This is a genomic window from Brevibacillus sp. NRRL NRS-603, assembly GCF_003013445.1.
Taxonomy (GTDB): Bacteria; Bacillota; Bacilli; order Brevibacillales; family Brevibacillaceae; genus Brevibacillus; species Brevibacillus formosus.
In genome coordinates, this window is the sequence record NZ_PXZN01000006.1 from 88,052 (window position 1) to 106,869 (window position 18,818).

The 18,818-nt window shown below is 46.9% G+C and carries 17 protein-coding genes; 11 read left to right on the forward strand and 6 right to left on the reverse strand.

Annotated elements, in window-relative coordinates:
- Nucleotides 1-10 precede the first annotated feature (10 nt).
- The 6 genes from C7R94_RS02440 to C7R94_RS02470 all read left to right on the forward strand — a co-directional run bounded on the left by C7R94_RS02440 (nucleotide 11) and on the right by C7R94_RS02470 (nucleotide 7,392).
- Nucleotides 11-1,141 (forward strand): ABC transporter permease, encoded by a 1,131-nt coding sequence (locus tag C7R94_RS02440; RefSeq protein ID WP_106778325.1) that lies wholly within the window; start codon nucleotides 11-13, stop codon nucleotides 1,139-1,141.
- A complete protein-coding gene (locus C7R94_RS02445; RefSeq protein WP_106778326.1) occupies nucleotides 1,138-2,286 on the forward strand; it encodes an ABC transporter permease in 1,149 nt (382 codons plus the stop codon). Before C7R94_RS02440 ends, C7R94_RS02445 begins: the two co-directional genes overlap by 4 nt.
- A 58-nt stretch (nucleotides 2,287-2,344) precedes the next feature.
- Entirely contained in the window at nucleotides 2,345-5,506 is a 3,162-nt protein-coding gene (locus C7R94_RS02450; protein ID WP_106778327.1) for a hybrid sensor histidine kinase/response regulator, read from the forward strand.
- 34 nt (nucleotides 5,507-5,540) lie between these two features.
- A complete protein-coding gene (locus C7R94_RS02455; RefSeq protein WP_412679230.1) occupies nucleotides 5,541-6,047 on the forward strand; it encodes a DUF6933 domain-containing protein in 507 nt (168 codons plus the stop codon).
- A 182-nt stretch (nucleotides 6,048-6,229) separates the two neighbouring features.
- A complete protein-coding gene (locus C7R94_RS02465) occupies nucleotides 6,230-6,847 on the forward strand; it encodes a TetR/AcrR family transcriptional regulator (protein WP_106778330.1) in 618 nt (205 codons plus the stop codon).
- Between the two features lie 11 nt (nucleotides 6,848-6,858).
- Nucleotides 6,859-7,392 carry a GNAT family N-acetyltransferase gene (locus C7R94_RS02470; protein ID WP_106778331.1) on the forward strand — a complete coding sequence of 178 codons (534 nt, stop codon included), beginning with the start codon at nucleotides 6,859-6,861 and terminating at the stop codon, nucleotides 7,390-7,392.
- Nucleotides 7,393-7,447: 55 nt separating this feature from the next.
- Here C7R94_RS02470 and C7R94_RS02475 read toward each other — a convergent pair whose 3' ends face one another.
- A complete protein-coding gene (locus C7R94_RS02475) occupies nucleotides 7,448-9,193 on the reverse strand; it encodes a DUF4179 domain-containing protein (RefSeq protein WP_106778332.1) in 1,746 nt (581 codons plus the stop codon).
- Nucleotides 9,190-9,747 (reverse strand): RNA polymerase sigma factor, encoded by a 558-nt coding sequence (locus tag C7R94_RS02480; RefSeq protein WP_106778333.1) that lies wholly within the window; start codon nucleotides 9,745-9,747, stop codon nucleotides 9,190-9,192. The genes C7R94_RS02475 and C7R94_RS02480 overlap by 4 nt, the downstream gene beginning before the upstream one ends.
- Nucleotides 9,748-10,086: 339 nt before the next feature.
- Between C7R94_RS02480 and C7R94_RS02485 the strand changes: the two genes are divergently transcribed.
- A complete protein-coding gene (locus tag C7R94_RS02485; RefSeq protein WP_106778334.1) occupies nucleotides 10,087-10,842 on the forward strand; it encodes a metallophosphoesterase family protein in 756 nt (251 codons plus the stop codon).
- Nucleotides 10,843-10,879: 37 nt separating this feature from the next.
- On the opposite strand, the gene C7R94_RS02490 is transcribed toward C7R94_RS02485, so the two are convergent.
- Together C7R94_RS02490 and C7R94_RS02495 are read right to left on the reverse strand one after the other, a co-directional pair.
- The gene (locus tag C7R94_RS02490; protein WP_106778335.1) at nucleotides 10,880-12,496 is read right to left on the reverse strand and encodes an MFS transporter; all 1,617 of its coding nucleotides are present in this window, start codon (nucleotides 12,494-12,496) and stop codon (nucleotides 10,880-10,882) included.
- A 2-nt stretch (nucleotides 12,497-12,498) separates the two neighbouring features.
- Nucleotides 12,499-12,933: a MarR family winged helix-turn-helix transcriptional regulator gene (locus C7R94_RS02495; protein WP_233220456.1), complete on the reverse strand. Its 435-nt coding sequence runs from the start codon at nucleotides 12,931-12,933 to the stop codon at nucleotides 12,499-12,501.
- Nucleotides 12,934-13,207: 274 nt separating this feature from the next.
- On the opposite strand from C7R94_RS02495, the gene C7R94_RS02500 reads away from it, so the two are divergent.
- The 3 genes from C7R94_RS02500 to C7R94_RS02510 all read left to right on the forward strand — a co-directional run bounded on the left by C7R94_RS02500 (nucleotide 13,208) and on the right by C7R94_RS02510 (nucleotide 16,222).
- Complete coding sequence (locus C7R94_RS02500) at nucleotides 13,208-14,929, forward strand: amidohydrolase (RefSeq protein ID WP_106778337.1); 1,722 nt, start codon at nucleotides 13,208-13,210, stop codon at nucleotides 14,927-14,929.
- Between the two features lie 125 nt (nucleotides 14,930-15,054).
- A complete protein-coding gene (locus C7R94_RS02505; RefSeq protein WP_233220461.1) occupies nucleotides 15,055-15,765 on the forward strand; it encodes an MBL fold metallo-hydrolase in 711 nt (236 codons plus the stop codon).
- Complete coding sequence (locus C7R94_RS02510; RefSeq protein WP_106778338.1) at nucleotides 15,746-16,222, forward strand: GNAT family N-acetyltransferase; 477 nt, start codon at nucleotides 15,746-15,748, stop codon at nucleotides 16,220-16,222. Before C7R94_RS02505 ends, C7R94_RS02510 begins: the two co-directional genes overlap by 20 nt.
- Nucleotides 16,223-16,291: 69 nt before the next feature.
- Here the strand turns inward: C7R94_RS02510 and C7R94_RS02515 are convergent, their stop codons facing one another.
- Nucleotides 16,292-16,999: a response regulator transcription factor gene (locus C7R94_RS02515; protein ID WP_106778339.1), complete on the reverse strand. Its 708-nt coding sequence runs from the start codon at nucleotides 16,997-16,999 to the stop codon at nucleotides 16,292-16,294.
- A gap of 35 nt (nucleotides 17,000-17,034) precedes the next feature.
- Nucleotides 17,035-18,198 (reverse strand): sensor histidine kinase, encoded by a 1,164-nt coding sequence (locus tag C7R94_RS02520; RefSeq protein ID WP_106778340.1) that lies wholly within the window; start codon nucleotides 18,196-18,198, stop codon nucleotides 17,035-17,037.
- 228 nt (nucleotides 18,199-18,426) lie between these two features.
- Here C7R94_RS02520 and C7R94_RS02525 point away from each other — a divergent pair, with 228 nt between their 5' ends.
- Nucleotides 18,427-18,810 (forward strand): MarR family transcriptional regulator, encoded by a 384-nt coding sequence (locus C7R94_RS02525; RefSeq protein ID WP_106778341.1) that lies wholly within the window; start codon nucleotides 18,427-18,429, stop codon nucleotides 18,808-18,810.
- Nucleotides 18,811-18,818 lie beyond the last annotated feature (8 nt).

The following is an 18,818-nucleotide window of genomic DNA, read 5'->3' on the forward strand; positions in this document are numbered from 1 at the left end:
GGGCTTTGCCATGAACATATGGAATATCGCTGTAAAAGAAATCAAGTCCAGTCTTCGCGAAAAGAGAACGTTTATGTTTATGTTGGCACTTCCCATCATCCTGATGCTGATATTGGGTACTGCTCTATCCAATGTATTCGATGAAACGAGGACTGTGGATGACATGCGCCTGTTGTATAAAAGCAACTGGACGAACGCGCAAGTATCGACGGGGTGGAACGCTTTTATAGAAGCTATCGGAAAAAATGGAGTCGAGGTCGTTGAAGCGGAATCAGGCACAGACGGGCATGAGGAAGTAAGAGCGAATCGCTATACGGGGTACGCAGTTGTCAGTGATGAAGGGATTGAGTTTTATGGAAGCAGTGAGAATGCGATCGGAAGCAATATCCTTGCCGGGATGCTAACCGTTTTTGCCGATCGCTACTCGCTCGCATCCGCAGCTTTTCAGGTAGACCCAGAGACTGCTGCGGCTACTCTTTCAGCTACCGGACAAAACAATGAATTTATTCGTGAAACGACCTTGAATTCGAATAAAAAACCAGGCTCTATCGACTATTACGCGATGGCAATGACCACGATGATCGGGCTCTACGCGATGTTCAATGCCAGTTATTTATTCAGCAGAGAGCGAACGAACAAAACGGCCATTCGTTTAATGGCAGCACCTGTAAGCAAAGGTGCCATTTTTACCGGAAAAGTGATCGGTTGTACGGTGATCAATTTGTTTTTCGTACTAGCCGTGTTCTTATTCAGCAAGTTCGTGTTCAAAGCGGATTGGGGCAGCCATTACGGGATGGTTATCCTGGTGCTTTTGACAGAGGTACTGCTTGCGGTCAGTTTGGGCCTCGGTATTAGCTTTCTTTTCAAAGGCGAAGGGGTAAGGGCAATCAACAATATTTTTACGCAAGTCGCCTCCTTTGCAGGAGGTGCCTATTTTCCGATTGATCAATCGGATGGCTTCTTCAGCCTCCTGTCCAATCTTTCTCCCCTTCACTGGGTAAATACAGGTCTGCTGCAAATGATCTACACAGACAATCCGACAGGCGCATGGTTTGCGATTGCGATGAATGTGAGCATTGCCATGGCGTTTATCATCTTTTCTGTTATCACGATGCGTAGAAGGGAGGGTGCTTTTGTATGAGTGAAATGCTATGGCTAATTCGGAAAACGCTGATGGAGACGTTTCGCAGCAAAAAAAGCTGGTTTACCTATTTGGGTTTGCCGATCGCAGGGGTTCTGCTGTCTCTTACCATGTACAGCAATGCAGGCAGCGGCACGATCCATGTAGGAATCATCAATCAGGATGGGGACCAGGTGATCACGCAGGATTCGATCCGGTTTATCGAGAGATTGAATCATGTTGAGGTCAAAGTTATCGACGAACAGACGATGCGTGAACAGATCGTTTCTGGTGAACTGGATAGCGGAATTGTTTTCGAGCCAGGGTATGCTGCTAGTGTTAGGGAAGGGGCGCCAGCGCACTTGAATATTGTCTCCGTAAAGGGTGAGCAGGTTACTGCCTATGTGAAGGCCATGCTGCACAGTTATATCGGCAATCTTGCCGCGATTGGAAAAGCGGCACAGGCGGATGAGGCAAAGTTCACGAAGCTGTATGCGGCATACCACGAGCAAAGCTACAAGCTCAGTACGGTAACGCTTCAAAACAACTCAAACGTGACGCGCATGACGAATCAATCGATTGGATTCCTTATTATGTTCATGATGTTTTCAGCGGTGGACATGTCAGAGATCATTTTAAAAGAAAAAGGGAATCGCACCTTTTTACGACTCCTTTCCTCACCGATGTCGGCCAGATCCTATGTATTCTCGAATATTATCGTCAGCATGTTTATTTTACTGCTGCAAATCATCGTGACCTTGCTCGTCATGAAAAACGTCTTCGGTATAGATACAGGCGTCCCGTATAGTCAAATGATTCTGCCGTTGTTCGTGTTTGCGCTGGGGGCAATCGCACTCTCTCTGATGACCGTTGCCTTTGCGAAGAGTAGAGCAGGTGTCGGAGCGATATCCAATCTGATTATTGTACCGACGTGCCTCCTGGCTGGCTGCTTCTTCCCCATGGAAATCATGCCGGTCACCGTGCGCAATATTTCTGCGTTCTTGCCCCAGCATTGGTTGCTCGATACCGTGAATAAGCTGCAACAAGGGTACAGTCTGGGGAGCTTGTATTTGAACTTGGCTATTTTGCTCGCATTCGCTACAGTTTTTGCTTTGATCGCTATTTATCGGTTTGGGCGAAATAACGATAGTAGACAGTTTGTGTGAGAAAAATAGGACTGTGGAACTGCAATTTGACAAGGGATAATCCGAAGCGTGTCGAAAGATGCATACTATGATAAAGCGAAGCAACCATAATCGGAGTCATTCAAAAGCACTCATAAGTAAGTATCTTTTGATTCTTCTCTTGTTTTTAGCATTTCTACTAGGGCTTCGGGTGTTCTGGTTTTCGTTTCATACGTTTCCAGAGCATCCACCTGTGGTTCAAGGGGTTCTTGATATGCGCGGGTGGGACTTTGAAAATTCCCCGTCCATTTCACTGGATGGGGAATGGGAGTTTTTTCCTGGTTCTTTCATCACGCATGAAGATTTCAAGCAATCATCGCATGACGAACGAAAATACCTTCAAGTGCCTGGCAATTGGAGCAGCGCTTTTTCCAGGGACTCTCCGTCACCGTATGGCTATGGAACATACCGTTTACGGATCTTGGTCGATCAACCGCTAAATCAGCCATACACCTTATGGGTCCCGCAAGTGGAGGCATCTTCTACCGTAGAGGTTAACGGAGAGATATTAGCCAGAATAGGAGTGCCTGCGACAACAGCGGAAGCGTACATGCCGCAGAAGGCATCCTTCACGGTTACGTACAATGCAGGGGATGCAAAGGTCATTGAAGTGCTTGTCCGAACGGCCAACTACCATAATCCAATCGAAGGGGGCATCATCAGATCGATTTACTTCGGGTCGCAAGCCGCTATTGACACCGAACGCTGGTATTCCATTGGCTTCCAGATGGCAACCTTCCTCATCTTGTTGCTTCATGGCTTGTATGCCGGGATCCTATATGTATTGAATGTTCGTCACAAAGAGTTTCTCGTATTCCTGCTATTGCTTTCCTGTGTAGGGATAAAGACGGTGTCTGATTTTGACAACCTGCTGTTGCTTTGGCTCCCGCTTGATTATACATGGTCGACCAAGGTGGAAGTGCTCGCCTACATATGGCAGCCTTTACTGATGATCGTATTGGTGAGAAGCCTGACGGAACAGGGGGAGAAAGAATATACAAAACCGTTCAACGCGTATCTTTCCATGCTCAGTCTTTATTCGGCAGTCATCGTACTGGGAACGGCACAATGGGTGTATATATTAGCGGGAACGCCATTTTTAGTCATTATTTATTTCGGCCCGTTGCTATTGTTTATTTTCAGAATTAGCCGCTTGCTCATGCAAAACAAGCATGACGCTGTATTTTTGCTCATTGCTGCAACGAGTATTTTTTCCAATGTCCTATGGTCCGCAATCATGGAATATCAAATCTTCGATATCAAGTATGTGTATTATCCGCTCGACCTGATTGCTGCTCTTGTCAGCTTTTCTGCCTATTGGTTCAAGCTATTCTTTCGCAATGCAGAGGAAAAGGTCAAGCTAACGGAGCAATTGAAAGAAGCGGACAAGCTCAAAGACCAATTTCTCGCCCATACCTCACACGAACTGAGAACGCCCTTGCACGGCATCATGAATATTGCCCAGACTGTCGTCAACAATGAAAAGCATGTCATGGGTGGTCGCAGCACGCAGGATATGGAGCTCTTAATCACGATCAGCCGAAGAATGTCGCATCTACTGGATGATTTGCTAGATGTCGTACGTTTGCAGGACAAGCATATCGTGTTGCAGAAGAAGCCATTGCATATTCAATCAGTTGTTTCCGGAATCATCGGCATGCTCACTTACATGGTAGAAGGAAAGCCTGTTCAACTGAAAATGGACATACCAGAGTCCATCCCGCCAATATTGGCAGATGAGAAGCGGCTAGTCCAGATTTTATTCAATCTTGTTCACAACGCACTGAAGTTCACGGAAGAAGGATCTGTCGTCGTTTCTGCTGAGATCGTAGACGACAAGTTGGCGATCTATGTATCCGATACAGGAATCGGGATGGATGAGCATACCAAGTCACGTATATTTTTGCCATATGAGCAGGGAGCTCAAGCAACGAACGGTGGTGGAGGAATCGGCCTCGGTCTTGCTATTTGTACACAGCTGGTCGAGCTACATGATAGCGAGCTGAGAGTCGACTCTGAATCGGGCAAAGGTTCGGTATTTAGCTTCTCGCTGCCCGTGGTTAGTACAGATGAGATGGAAGCAGCAGAGAGCCAATATGCGGAGCAGATAGATAATGGCAATCAAGTGACGGCTATCAACCAGATGAGGCATAGTGAAACGCCAGATATCTTGGCTTTTCAGCAAACGGCTGCACATGCGTTTGTAGAAAGAAAGGCGAAAATATTAGCGATCGATGACGACCCGGTTAACTTAAGGGTGTTGGATCGAATGCTCTCATCCTCGCATTATCAAATCACTACGTGCACATCGCCAAGAGACGCGCTCGATCTGCTTTTTACAGAGCAGTGGGATTTGCTTATCATTGATGTCATGATGCCCCATATGTCGGGCTATGAGCTGACGCGAAGGGTTAGGGAGCATTTCTCTGTTTCAGAGCTTCCGATTTTGCTCTTAACTGCGCGCAGCCAGTCTGAGGATGTATACACCGGGTATTTGTCTGGTGCGAATGACTATGTATGCAAACCAGTCGATGGCATGGAGCTGAAATATCGCGTCTGGTCGCTGACGACACTCAAGCAAACCGTCGATGAACGACTTCGTATGGAGGCTGCCTACTTGCAGGCCCAGATTCACCCGCACTTCTTGTTCAACACTCTTAGCTCGATCATGGCATTGAGTGACATTGATACGGAGAAGATGCGTAAACTCGGGGATGCGTTTACTGCCTTCTTGCATATCAGCTTTGACTTTTTGAATACAGGAAAACAAGTTGCACTCTCCCATGAGCTGGAGCTCGTCCAAGCTTATCTTTACATTGAAAAGGAACGATTTGGCGAGCGGTTACAGATCGTGTGGGAGGTTGAGCCTGGTATCGATCTTCTCATCCCGCCACTGACCATTCAGCCGTTGGTGGAGAATGCTATCCATCATGGTCTTCTTACCCGAATAGAAGGGGGAACTCTCCATATCCGCATCGTCCGGCAAAAGAATGCCACCCTTTTTGAGGTGAAGGATGATGGTGTCGGAATGGAGGAGGAGACTGTACGGCAAATTCTTGATTTGTCTAAGAAGGAGAGAGGCGGAATCGGAGTGTCCAACACGAATCGAAGACTGACGCAAATGTATGGAAGGGGCTTGGCCATCACGAGTAAGCCGGGGGAGGGAACGACGGTGTCGTTTGTTATACCGGATCGGATGTAAATGAGAGATTGCTTGAATGGGGTGAATCGTCTTCATTACTTTTCAATGCACCAAAAAGCTTATAGCAGAACTAAAAGTTACTGTGTCTGATAAAGAAAAAATAGTTTCGGAGCCTTTATACAGATGGCACGCTCACCTGTTTGTATATCAACGGCGGAAGTGTGTGCTGGTGATGAATAACGTAACAAGATACAATTTCGTTATGCATGGATTAAAGAGGGAAGATTTTAATCGTTTTGATCAACTGGTAAAAGAAAAAATCGCAGAGAACCTTCTCGCAGAAGGAGTCACGCAAACATTAATTGAGAAGTATTTACAAAATGTCGGTGAGGCCACTTATACAGAAACAAGTGATAGAAGCATTCTTAGTCAAATGAATGACATGATATGGATTGCACAGGACGATATGGATAGGAATATGAGGGAGAGCAATGAATTGGGTATTGATCAGGTGAATCGGTTTTTGAATGATTACATCATGACTAAATTGCCGCAACTATTTCCCAGGCAAGCGATGCTGGAAGCCTTAGAAAATTTATAGTACCAAAAGCATCCTCACTTTCACGAGTGATTCAGGATGCTTTTTTTGATGCTCAGATTTAAAAAGCCGATCCACGAAAGATTGAAAAGATTGAAAAACGACATTAATGTCGTTTATGATAATCTCACCAACAAAAACGACAACTGTGTATATTTTGTTCAAAGGAGGCAGGCCCAAGCCCCATGGCCCCAAAAGTAAGCGACGAATACAAAACCAAAAAGAAAATCGAACTGCTGCAAGCGGCAAAACGTGTGTTCATCACAAAAGGCTATACCCGGGCCACCATGCAAGACGTCATGGACGAGGCTGGTGTATCGCGGGGGGCCTTGTACGCCTACTTTGATAACCTGGAGCACCTTTATTTGGAGCTGCTGCAATTCCAGGATCAACAGGATGCACAGTTTTTCACACCAATTGCTGGCGAAACATCTTGGCAGCAAATCACCAAATGGCTCTATAAACAGCAGAGCGAGATCGAGAAAATCGAACAGACACTGTCCCAAGCCAACTCAGAATTTTTCCTGTCGCTGAAGGATCAACAAAAGCAACAGAGCTATCCATACATTACGACTCGCTATGAAAAAATGGTGGATGTGTTGACAGCTTTCTTCGCGAATGGGACAGCGATAGGTGAGTTCAAGCCACAGCTACCACTCGAGGCGATCGCTCGCTATTTCATCTCGGTTATCGATGGACTGATGCTGGATACAGCACATTTGGGCCCAGAGAAAACGAAGGTGTCCGAGCAGATGGAAGCACTGTTGTTTTCATTGAGAGCGATGCTGGGACCGACTCAATAAGGAGGGAACGAATGTTGTTTCAATCAGAGAGAATCTATCTGAGAAAAATGACGGGGGAGGACGTGGATGTCTACCACACGTGGAGAAATGACGTAGAAGTTATGCGGACAACGAATCCGTTTATGGATGTCTATACGTGGGACGATACGAACGGGTTTGTGAATCAGGTCATTCTGCAAGGAAGCTCATCGAAGAGCTACATGATCGTAGACTGCCAAACCAATCGGCCGATCGGGATTACCTCCCTCATCCAAATTGACCTGAAAAACCGCAATGCGGAGTGCATCATCGATATTGGGGAGAAGGAGTATTGGGGAAAGGGGTATGGAGGAGAAGCGCTGAAGCTGCTGCTGGATTATGCATTTTTGGAAATGAATCTGCATCGTGTATCGCTTCGGGTCTTTTCCTTTAACGAAAAGGCGATCAAGCTGTATGAGAGGCTCGGATTTAAGCAGGAGGGGATCTCGCGGCAGTTTTTGTTTCGAGAGGGAAAATGGCATGATATCGTCCACATGGGGATTTTACAGCAGGAATATATCCCTTGAAAAAGAGGCTGGCGGTACGATGGGTACCACCAGCCTTTTTGCGTATGAAGAGCTCTTATTTTCCGGCGGAAATCGGCACTTCCCACTCTACATTTTTGTGTTCAACCATTCGTTTGTCGGAAGTAATGATCAACTGCTTTGGCAGGGTTGTGAGGTTTTCCAAGAAAACCATACCTCCAAAAATCGCCCGTTCATTTTCATACTCAGTCTTATCGATTAAGTACTCGATGTCTTCGTACTTTTTCCCGGTCTCGTCTGTAATAGTCCAGTATTGATAGGGACCCATAGCAGCAGCATCTGGAGAGAGAGTTGCCTCAAATGCCAGGTGGTAGCCTTCCAATTTTGTGGCAGTTCCATCGTCGTTCATGCGGTAATGGCCGTCATAGCCTTCAACATCAACGACCGCGTTTGGATCCTTTTGATATTTTTTGAAAGTAAACTGATCTCCCTGTTCTTCCGCTGTGATGACTTCTTTCTTTTCGAGGCGATTGGTGTCCAATTTCGCGTTAAGCTTAGCGGATTCCTCTGTATATACAGACCCAAGCTTGAAGGTGAGATTTTGGCTTTCGTCGATTGGATAGAAGTAGTGGAAGTCTCTTGCTCCACTTTCGGTGGATTGGGTATGATCCCATTTCACATCATTGATCAAATTGTTTCGTTTGCTGGCTTCATGAATAATCGAAGTTGAATCCCAAGCAGCTACCACTTTGCCCTTTTCGTCTACCAGCTCATAGCTGTATGCGTTTTTCTCGCTAGGAGCAAGAGTTCGATCAATGACCATCTCCACTCCGCTTGGCGCAAACGTAATCTGTTTGACGTTCAGCTTGAGTCCTTGCGGGGTCGTGTAGGCTTTGTTAATTTCATGCGTCTTCATCGCAGCTTTTGCTTTTTTCATATCTACAGGTACGGACAGCTTCCAATTCCCCTTGATGTCGTCTAATTGCTTGATGTTAAACTCTACGATCAGCTCGTCTGGAACTTTGCTTATATCATCAAAACAGCTTCGCAGCTCGCGATCCAAGTTCATAACACCTTGTTCGGCATACATGGAAACGTGCCAAGGCTTGTTGGGGTATTGAGCATTTTTTTCCTCAGACGGTGTAAGGATGTTCCCTTGTTTATCTTTAATGGTGATAAGTGGCTCTCTGTTAGATCTCCTCACCATTTCCGACATAAAGCTGTCTAAGGGCTTGCCGTTCTTGTCATTTAAAGAAGCTGCTATGCTAATACGCAACGGGTCAGCGACCACTTCATGCACGGTAAAAGTGAGGCCTTGATCGGTCGCACTTACATTAACGGACTGAGCAAACCCATTCTTGGCTGCTTGAGCAATTCCTTTGTCCGCTATTTGTTGCAAAAAGCTATTGCTCACAGGTGCTACAGGATCAGCTTTGCCAATCGGGCTGTTCGTAAAAGCAGCATGGACATAACTAGCAAAGGTCGGGGAGACGAGCATTCCTCCCGATACAACGACGGTTAATGCAGCGGCGGCAATCGTCATTCTTTTCATGATCGTGATACTCCTTTGTTTCCACGCAGGTGGTTGGTGTGAAGGGATAGCAGGGTTCAATACTCTCACGGGATGCGGGGAGAGCATTTGAATAATCTTTTGATCCATATTTGCTGAGAGGGAGTCTTCCCACATCGTTTCTTCTGTTTGGTGCAGCTCATCGATCCATTGCTCCAGCTGGTACTGACAGTGTGTGCAATGATCGAGATGACTTTCGACATTTCGTTTGTTCATTGGTGTTAAACGATCTTCCATGTAGGCGATCAGCTGTCTTTGCGTAAGGCAATTCAAAGCGGGGTACCCCCTTTTTTCTTCGGCTTGCTTAGCTGGTCTCGGAGCTTTTTCCTGGCATAGGAAAGCCGCATTCTCACGGTATCCACGGACAAAGATAGTTTGTTGCCGATCTCTCGGTAGCTTAGGTGCTGGAGATAATGCAGATCGAGGATCGTCCTGTAGTCCTTGCCAAGTGCCATCAGCTGTTGTCGAAGCGTTTGTTGCTGTTCTTTTTCCAGATAATCTTCCTCCGGGATCGGACACTCGTCTTTGACCTCGACATCCATCTCCATTACGGAAGGCATCCGCTTTCGCTTTCGCAGCTCGTCAATTCCGCGATTGATCGCGATACGATACAGCCAGGCAGAGAAGGAGTGGTTGGGTTTATAATCTGGCAGACTGTAGTACGCCTTGATAAAAACCTCCTGCACCATGTCTTCGGCATCATGAGCATGGTGGAGCGTGCGCTGGAGAATCGAAGCGATTTTTCCCTTGTATTTATTGACGATCAGAGCATAAGCCTCTTTATTTCCTTGAAGAACCTCCGCAATGACCTCTCGATCGTCCTGCATGTTTGTTACCTCCTTGCAAAAAGGTGCTGCGCAGCTTTCCTTTTTGTGAAAAACGTCTCGACGTTTTTCATGAAATGTAATCTGACCGCTTGGGGTCAAACAAAACGGACGAAACCGTTTTGGTGTTCATTACTATAGACGATGAGGAGGGGGGACCCCTCTCAAACTTTTTTATAAAAAAAGAAAAGGGCATAGGAAGAGGATGCCGTTCTTCACTCGCTAGAAGGGCATCCTCTTGATCTGTCACGTACGCCGCCATCACTTAAATGGAGCAGGAAATCTACTTAATTTTGCAGTAATACTATAAGCATAGATGCTTCGAACTTCGTAAAGGAGTATATGACCTTGAGCCAAAACAATCATTCCATCGCGGTGATCTCCGACATACACAGCAACGCCTATGCATTGGAAGCCGTGCTGCACGACATTGATTCCCGCGGTATTCAAACCATCGTGAACCTGGGCGATACCTTATTTGGTCCGCTTGATCCAATCAAAACGGCAGAGCTCTTAATGGAGCGATCTCATATCACCCACATCATGGGTAATTGTGACAGATATTTATTGCAAGAGCAAATGGAGTCCATCACCTTCGAATACGTGAAGCCACTGCTGACACAAGAAATTCTCAGCTGGATCGGATCATTCCAAAAGCAGTGGACGTACGGTGATCTCTTATTTTGCCATGGAACTCCTTTTGCCGATGATGTGTATTTATTGGAGAGTGTGGCTCCATACGGGATTGACGAGAAAAGTGCAAACGCCTTGATGATCGAGCTGACAGGCATCCAGCAAAAAGTCATTTTTTGCGGACACTCCCATGTGCCCAAATCGGTATGGCTCCCAGATGGCAAGCTCGTGGTAAACCCGGGAAGTGTTGGGCTGCCAGCGTATTTTGAGGAAGCGCCGTACCCGCATTCGATGGAGTCGAAAACCCCGCATGCCAAGTACGTTACGGTAAAACAACAAAGCGGCTCGTGGCTTGTCGAGCACGTATTGATCCCATATGACTTCGAGAAGGCAGCGAGAAGAGCGGAAGAAAACGGGCGCAGAGACTATGCGTATGCGATCCGAACGGGAAGAGCAGAGCTGTAAAAAAAGGAAGAGGGCAACCGCCTCTTCCTTTCCCTTTTTACGCCTTTCCTGCTTCGCCCTCCGGCTTCTGTCCCACCTTCCCACTACGCAGTGGAATTTCCTTCAGGAACAGCGCGATGATGACAGCAATACCTGCTACAATCGCCCCAGTCAAAAACGTAGTCGTGATCCCATAGCTCATCGCTTCCCGGATCATATCCAGCATGTGAGTAAACAGTGGTTGTAAATCCGGTGGCAAACTAGCCAGCGTGGCTTCAATTTTCGGCTGATCCAACAAATTTTGCGGATTCGTAAAGAGCGACAGCTTCTCTGCCAGAGCAGGATCGGCTGCTGCCGGATTGTTCCCTTGACCCATGGCTCCCGACAGTTGCGTCATTTTCGCAGACATGCTGGCACTCATGACGGTTCCCATGACAGCAATTCCAATGGTCCCACCGAGGTTGCGGAAAAGCTGCGACGTTGCTGTAGCGACACCCAATTGCTGCGGTGAGACTGCATTTTGTACTGTCAAAGAGAAGACTGGCATCGCAATCCCAATCCCCAAACCGAGAATGATCATGTAAATCACGAGCAAGTAAATCGGTGTGGCTGGCGACATGAAATACATCAGTACCATACCCAAGGTCATGATGAGAAGTCCACCCAGCGCCATCTTTTTATATTTTCCCGTCTTAGTCATGATTTGTCCGGCGAGTGCGGAGGTCGCGAGCATGGCGATCGACATCGGCATCGCGACATAACCGGCCATCGTCGGAGAGATGCCTTTGACCCCTTGGACAAAGAACGGCACATAAATGATCGCGCCCATCATCCCCGCATTGAGGAAGAATCCGACCAGATTGGAGACAGTAAAAATACTGTTTTTGAACAAGCCCAGCGGAAGCACGGGAGTCTTTACTTTCCTCTCAATCATAATAAACACGATCAACGAAATGATTGTGGCTGCAAACAACCCAATAATTTGCCACGAGCCCCAAGCGTGTTTGCCCGGACCATTACCTGCCCATGAGAAGGCGAGCAGCATCGGTACGATGGTGAGGGTCAGGAACAGCGAGCCGAAGTAGTCGACAGACTCTCCTTCTTGCTTCGGTACTTTTGGGAAATGAATCATGATCAACAGAAAAGCAATCACGCCAATCGGCAAGAAGATCCAGAACACCCAGTGCCAGTCGAGATGGTCGACGATATAGCCGCCCATCAGAGGACCAAGCACACTGGATACGCCGAAGACGGCACTCATGATTCCGCCCCATTTTGCGCGCTCGCGAGGTTCGTACAGATCACCCATGGCAGTAAAAGCAGTGGACATAATGATCCCGGCACCCGCCCCTTGTATGCCACGATACGTAATCAGTTGAAAAATATCGGTAGAAAACCCGGATAACAAGGCTCCGATACTAAACAACGCGATACCCGTCAAAATAAACGGTTTTCTTCCATATATATCGGAGAGCTTCCCAACCAGCACGGAAGCGACAGTTGAGGTCAGCAAATAAATCGTAATCGCCCACGAATAGTAATCCATGCCACCGAGCTTCGAGATAATGCGCGGCATGGCAACACCAATAATGGTCTGGTTGATCGCGGCAAAAAACATGGCTGTAATAATCGCGATCATAATCGTCACTTTCTTTTTCTCTGTCAGCTGTTGCAATCTTAATGCTCCTCTCTTTGTTGATCTATATTCTTCAGAACCTGGTTATAGATGCGGACTAAGTGTTGCTTGTCTTCATCAGATACGCCTGCAAAAAACTGTTCAATGGTGCTCCTCACCACGGCTTTGTATTGCCGAAGGATATCTTTTCCTTGATCGGTTATGTCCAGTTGCACGACGCGGCGATCCTTACTGTCACGATTTCTCGTGGCATAGCCGCAAGCAATCAATTTATCAGCGAGACTCGTAACGGCTCCTGGGGTAATATTCATACGTTCTGCAATAGAAGATGCCTTCTGCGGGCCGCTCATATCTAGGATTCGCAAAAGCATCGCTTGTGATCCTGATACGAGTGGGTCCAAGCGCTTGTGGGACTCAGTCGAAACTTTTCGTTGGAGCTGTATATAAAGTTCTTCAAAATTGACTTGGCTTTGCATCGTACCCTCTCCTATTTTCATTACTTAATTATATATGGAGTTAAATGTTTACCCACTAAAACATTTATGAGTATACATCGATTTATGAAAGAGAGTCAAATTAACCTTTTTCCAATTTGACCAATTTAGGTGGTCATTATGTGATCGATTTCGTCATCAATCGGCAAAAAATGCTATTTTCCGACCTTATTTCATGGAATTTTCAGAGTTGCGATGCTACAATCAGTTTTGGCATTCTTTTCATCTTAGATAAATAGATAGGTGGGGTCTTAACGTGTTTAGGAAAAAATTAACCAGCGCATTGCTCGCCACAGCGCTGATGAGCCCGATGTCGGCTTTTGCCGCCCAAGAGACAAAACAGCCAGCAGATGTCGTGTTAACTAACGGCGCGGTCTACACAGTGGACAATAAGAACAGCTGGGCAGAGGCCATGGCTATTCGCGGTGATGAAATCGTCTTTGTCGGCGCAGATGAATATGCGAAAGCGCACATCGGCAAGGATACGAAAGTAATCGATCTGAAAGGCCAAATGGTGTTGCCAGGCTTTATCGATAGCCATACGCATGCGAGCAAAACGACGGGACTCATTTTCTCCATTGATTTGTTTGATGGAGGCTCAGTCGAGAAATACGTTGCGACCATCGAGAAATTCGTAAAAGAGCATCCAAACGAACCAGCATTGCAAGGACGCGGCTGGAGCAATCCGGTAGTGCCTGGTATCGGTCCGCGCAAGGAAGTATTGGATAAAATCGTACCAATGACTCCAATCGCGCTGACCTCCGATGACGGACATTCTTTGTGGGTGAACTCGGCAGCATTGAAGCTGGCCGGAATCACGAAGGACACGCCAAACCCTGCGGGCGGCATTATCGAGCGCGATCCGAAAACAAACGAACCATCTGGAACGTTGCGTGAAAGCGCAATGAATCTGGTGCTGTCAAAAATCGGCGGGTACACCGTCCAGCAATACAAGTCCGGAATTGCAGCCTACCAAGAAAAAGCGGTTGAACGCGGTGTAACTACGGTGCGAGACCCGGATATGCTGCGCTATCCGAACGTATTGGAAGCATACGAGGAGCTCGCGAAAGAGGACAAGCTGACCATCCGCTTCCGAAATGCGTTGACAGCGAATCCGGAAAAAGGACCTGAGCAGATCGCAGAATTCGTAAAAATCCGTGAGCGCAATCAACATCCGCTATTCCAAGTCAACGCCGTCAAAATCTTTTTGGATGGAGTCGTAGAAGGCGCCACAGCTTACTTGGAAAAGCCGTATGTACATAAGGAGACAAACGGAGAATTAATCTGGAAGCAAGAGGTTTACAACCAAACAGCTGCCGCAGTAGATAAAGCAGGCTTCCAATTGCACGTCCATTCCATCGGGGACGCTTCTACCCGTATAGCACTGGACGGTATGGAGTTCGCTGAAAAACAAAATGGCAAGCATGATGCTCGCCACTCGCTCGTTCACCTGCAACTGGTCAATGAAACAGACATCGAGCGCTTCAAGAAGCTTGGTGCAGTCGGAATCGTGCAGCCGTTCTGGTTTATGCAGGAAGAGGGCTACTACGATGAGATCGAAGTACCGTACTTAGGCCGCGAACGCGCAGAAAAAGAATACCCGATGAAGAGCTTCCTAAAAAAAGGGGTGCATGTAGCTTCTTCGTCTGACTACATCGTAACGCCAGAATTCAATCCATTGCACGGCATTCAACAAGGCATTACTCGAATCGAGGAGGGGGTAACCGATCCGAGCAAAATTGCCAACCCAGACGAGCGCGCGACGCTTGCGGAAATGATCGCCAGCTTCACGATTGATGGTGCTTACGCCAACCACGTAGATGACATCACAGGCTCGATCGAAGTCGGCAAGAAGGCAGATCTCATCGTGCTCGATAAAAACTTGTTTAAAATTCCGGCCACTCAAATCAAGGATGCGAAAGTCGTGTTGACCTTGGTTGAAGGGAAGGAAGTCTATCGTCAGAAGGAAGCAAAGTAAGAGAGGAAAAATGGTCGTCCATTGCGATGACCATTTTTTTGTGTGCAAACGGGTAGATTGGGAAAGGATTCTTGTCTGCCTTTGAGGAATCATTCATACAATTCAGATTCAAGCAAATGCTGGAGGTGTCCGATTTGACCCAAACAGAAGGAATCAAAACAATCAAGCTGGAGATGAACGCAGGAGGCAATCCATTCGTCGTCCACACCGCAGTGCTATGGGATGAGAATGAAGCCATTCTTGTGGATACAGGCATCCCCGGACAATTGGAGCTGATTCAAAACGTACTGGCGCAAGAAGCGATTCCTTTTGAAAAATTGACGAAAATCATCATTACCCATCAAGACCGGGATCATATCGGCAGCTTGCCAGAAATCGTAGCAGCGGCGGAAGGAAGCGTACAGGTGATTGCTCACGAGGTAGCGATTCCGTATCTGGCTGGAGAAACACCCCTGATCAAAAGCGGGGTACTGGCTCCTCCGGTAAAAGTCGATCATGCCGTACAGGATGGCGATGTTCTCCCATACTGTGGCGGTATCCAGGTGATTTATACGCCCGGTCATTCCCCTGATCACATCTCTTTGTATCATATTCCGAGCAAGACACTGATTTCTGGAGACGCCCTCACAGCACTAGCTGGAGTACTGATGCCTTTCAACCCCGAATTCACGCCAGATCAAACGACAGCTCTGCAATCGATCTGCAAACTGCTCGAGTTCGACATAGAGACTGTGATTGCCTATCATGGTGGTGTTTGTACAGGGGGTATCAAGCAACGTCTGGCGGATATCGTAGCAAAGGAGGGCATGGATTCAGATGAACATCCGCAGAGGTAAAGGACAAGAAGCAAGCGAACTGAGCGAGCTAGCCTATCGCTCCAAAGCTTATTGGGGATATAGTGACGAATTCATGGATGCCTGTCGCGACGACCTGACGCTATCACCTGCCTATATCGAGACGCATGAAGTATATGTGTTAGAGGATGAGGGCAGCATCAAAGGCTTCGTGAGTTTGGAAAAGGATGCAGAGCATGAGCAGTGGTTTTTAGGCTTTTTGTTCATGGAACCGGAGGCAGTTGGAAAAGGTTACGGAAAGGCTCTGTGGCAGCATATGGTGGAGGTGGCACAAAAGCTGGATATCCCAGTCATCACCATTCACAGCGACCCGTACGCAGAACCGTTTTACTTATCGAGAGGGGCAAAGCGAGTAGGAGAAATCGCCTCTACCGTGTTCCCAGGAAGAAAGTTGCCGTTGTTGGAAGTGGAGATCGAAAAGGCTCGTAGTATGGAATAGCTAGTCTCTTCCAATCAGCATCAACGCTCAAGCATGGTTTAGATGCTTGGGCTTTTTTCGTTTCCTTCCTTATTTTACGATTTTATACCGGATCGCCTTGGCAACTGCCTGTGTCCGATCCTCTACGCCCATTTTCTGCAAAATCCGATGGATATGCGTCTTGACGGTTCCCCCTGAGATAAGCAAGTGCTGCGCAATTTGATCGTTCCGTTTGCCGTAGGATAGCTGCTCAAGTACGTCCCGCTCTCGATCAGTCAACTGGTCAAACATGACAAGGGGTGGAAGCGCAGAGTCAAAGTCAGCATCAGAGTCAGACTCGTCACTCTTTTGTTGAGACTGTAGAACCTCCGCTAGAGCCTTGGCAGCTGTAGCCGTGTAGAACAGTGCCTCTCCCTGATGGGCTCTGCGAATCAGCTCCAACATATCCTGTGAATCGGAATCCTTTAGCATATAGCCGACAGCACCTGCGCGAATACCGTCTACGATGTAATCGTACGTGTCAAATGTTGTGAGGATTAGTACTTTTATCGAAGGATGGAGTCGAGTGATTTCTCGTGTTGCATCGATTCCTGACATATTCGGCATTTGTACATCCATTAAGACGACATCAGGAATGATTTCTCCTACGATCTGCACGGCTTCTTCACCATTAGAAGCCTCCCCGCTTACTTCCATATCCTTCTGCATTTTGATGACATATCCCAACCCTTGACGGATCATCGTTTGGTCATCGACCAGGACCACACGAATGGTCTCTTTTTTGTTGTGATTTTCCATGCTGGCATTCCTCCGTATAAATGGGTATTTGCTTATCAAAGCGGAAAGCTGATGTCAATCTGAAAGCCGTGGGGCTCTCGAATGGAATAGGACAGGTCTCCGTTTAATTGCTTGGTTTGTTCTGCGATACCTGTTAAACCAGAGCCCAGCTTGATTTGATGATGATTTGTCATATTCCCATTGTCCCAAATTGTCAGGAATAGGTAGTTTTGCTTTTTTTCAATTGTGATGAAAATCTCTGTTGCATCAGAATGTCGTATGGAATTGGTAATAGCCTCTTGAAGAATCCGGTAAAGCGTAATGGTCATCTGCTGAGAGAGAGGAATGTCCGGATTGGGACTGATCAGGTGCATTTTGATGTCGGTATGCTGTTGAGCTCGTGATAAGAGTATACGCAGCGGTGTGATCCCCAGAGAGGATTTGTCTGCAGCCAATGTATGTACAGACGAGCGGATATCATCGAGGCTTTGCTTGGATACGGTAAGCATGTCTCGGACAACCTCCTGTGCGTCACTCGGTCCGCCTTGCAGCATGTATTTCAAAGCATTCAATTGAACGATTAGCGATGTAAGACTGTGTCCCAAGGCGTCGTGAACATCGCGGGCGATTCTGGTCCTCTCCTCGAGGACAGCGGCACGAAGTGTATTCACAGAGGCTTCTTGAAGCTCAGAATGAGCTTCCTGGAGTTCAACATGCGCCTCTTGCAATTGTTTCAGATGCTGCTGACTCGATTCCTTTGCTTGATTCTGAAGAGATAATCCTCGTGCGCCGATATACCATCCGATATAGGCGACGACATAGCCTATTACCTCCTCAAACATAAAGTCTTTATAAAAGTACATGTAAGAAAAGGAGCATGTGCCAAAAAAAATCGCATAGTACAATCCTCGGCGTTCAAGAATGTGAAATCCGATAAAAGCTACCAATGGCAAGGATAGGCCGATCTCTTCCCCTACATAAAGAACCTTTATAAATGACACGGTACCAATAATGATAACGGCGATGTCTTTTTGATAAGGCTTCCAGTTTTTTTTGGGTCTGAGAAACATCAGCAGGAAGCAGAGGATGATGAGCAGAGAGATGATAAATGGAATGGTTGATTCATGCAAGTAAGCAGTTGGAATGAGAAAAAATGAGATCAATACAAAAAAACAAATGAGCAGGAAACGGGGGCGTAATGATGCCGTTGAAGCGTTCAAGAAGACAACCTCCTTTCTTGGAATACGTACCCATTATAGTTTCATTTTAGCATGCGCTGTCGTCTATCTCCGGGTGTACGGTCTTCTATCTCTGGATAGATAAAATCGAATTCCACAATTTGACTATCCGATAGACTTCGGGGACGAAGCGTATAAGTACAATGTGATCTGTGGAGGGGAACGCCCCGAACGATAGTCCGAAAAATAGAGAATGGGTAGGAGGCTTTTATGAACGAACTGTTTCAGTTAGCGAAGATTCTACGTGAAACGAGCACCGTATTTTCCACACTTTCCTTGCAAGCATTGGATTCAAGTGATATCACCTGGCAACAAGTCCTCATTCTGGAACAAATCGCGATCAGCCCGAAAACAATGGGAGAAATCAGCAAGGCGATTGATCTTTCCTATAGTACGACCTCAGGCTTAATCAGTAGGCTGGAACAGATGAACTTGGTGCGCAGATTTCGTGATAATTCGGATCGGAGAATTGTATGGGCAGCATTGACGGAACGTGTACCTGCGAATATGAATCTGCAAGAGGGGATTGGTTGTACGCCAGCAACCCTCCATTCTTTACGCGAGCTTATTTTAGAAAAGGAAATACTGAGTTGATCCAATGG

Bases quoted from the DNA above. Each gene is read 5' to 3' on its own strand.
- C7R94_RS02440 (WP_106778325.1), top strand. From the start codon at position 11: ATGAACATATGGAATATCGCTGTAAAAGAAATCAAGTCCAGTCTTCGC.
- C7R94_RS02445 (WP_106778326.1), top strand. From the start codon at position 1,138: ATGAGTGAAATGCTATGGCTAATTCGGAAAACGCTGATGGAGACGTTT.
- C7R94_RS02450 (WP_106778327.1), top strand. From the start codon at position 2,345: ATGCATACTATGATAAAGCGAAGCAACCATAATCGGAGTCATTCAAAA.
- C7R94_RS02465 (WP_106778330.1), top strand. From the start codon at position 6,230: ATGGCCCCAAAAGTAAGCGACGAATACAAAACCAAAAAGAAAATCGAA.
- C7R94_RS02470 (WP_106778331.1), top strand. From the start codon at position 6,859: ATGTTGTTTCAATCAGAGAGAATCTATCTGAGAAAAATGACGGGGGAG.
- C7R94_RS02480 (WP_106778333.1), bottom strand. From the start codon at position 9,747: ATGCAGGACGATCGAGAGGTCATTGCGGAGGTTCTTCAAGGAAATAAA.
- C7R94_RS02485 (WP_106778334.1), top strand. From the start codon at position 10,087: ATGACCTTGAGCCAAAACAATCATTCCATCGCGGTGATCTCCGACATA.
- C7R94_RS02495 (WP_233220456.1), bottom strand. From the start codon at position 12,933: ATGCAAAGCCAAGTCAATTTTGAAGAACTTTATATACAGCTCCAACGA.
- C7R94_RS02510 (WP_106778338.1), top strand. From the start codon at position 15,746: ATGAACATCCGCAGAGGTAAAGGACAAGAAGCAAGCGAACTGAGCGAG.
- C7R94_RS02515 (WP_106778339.1), bottom strand. From the start codon at position 16,999: ATGGAAAATCACAACAAAAAAGAGACCATTCGTGTGGTCCTGGTCGAT.
- C7R94_RS02525 (WP_106778341.1), top strand. From the start codon at position 18,427: ATGAACGAACTGTTTCAGTTAGCGAAGATTCTACGTGAAACGAGCACC.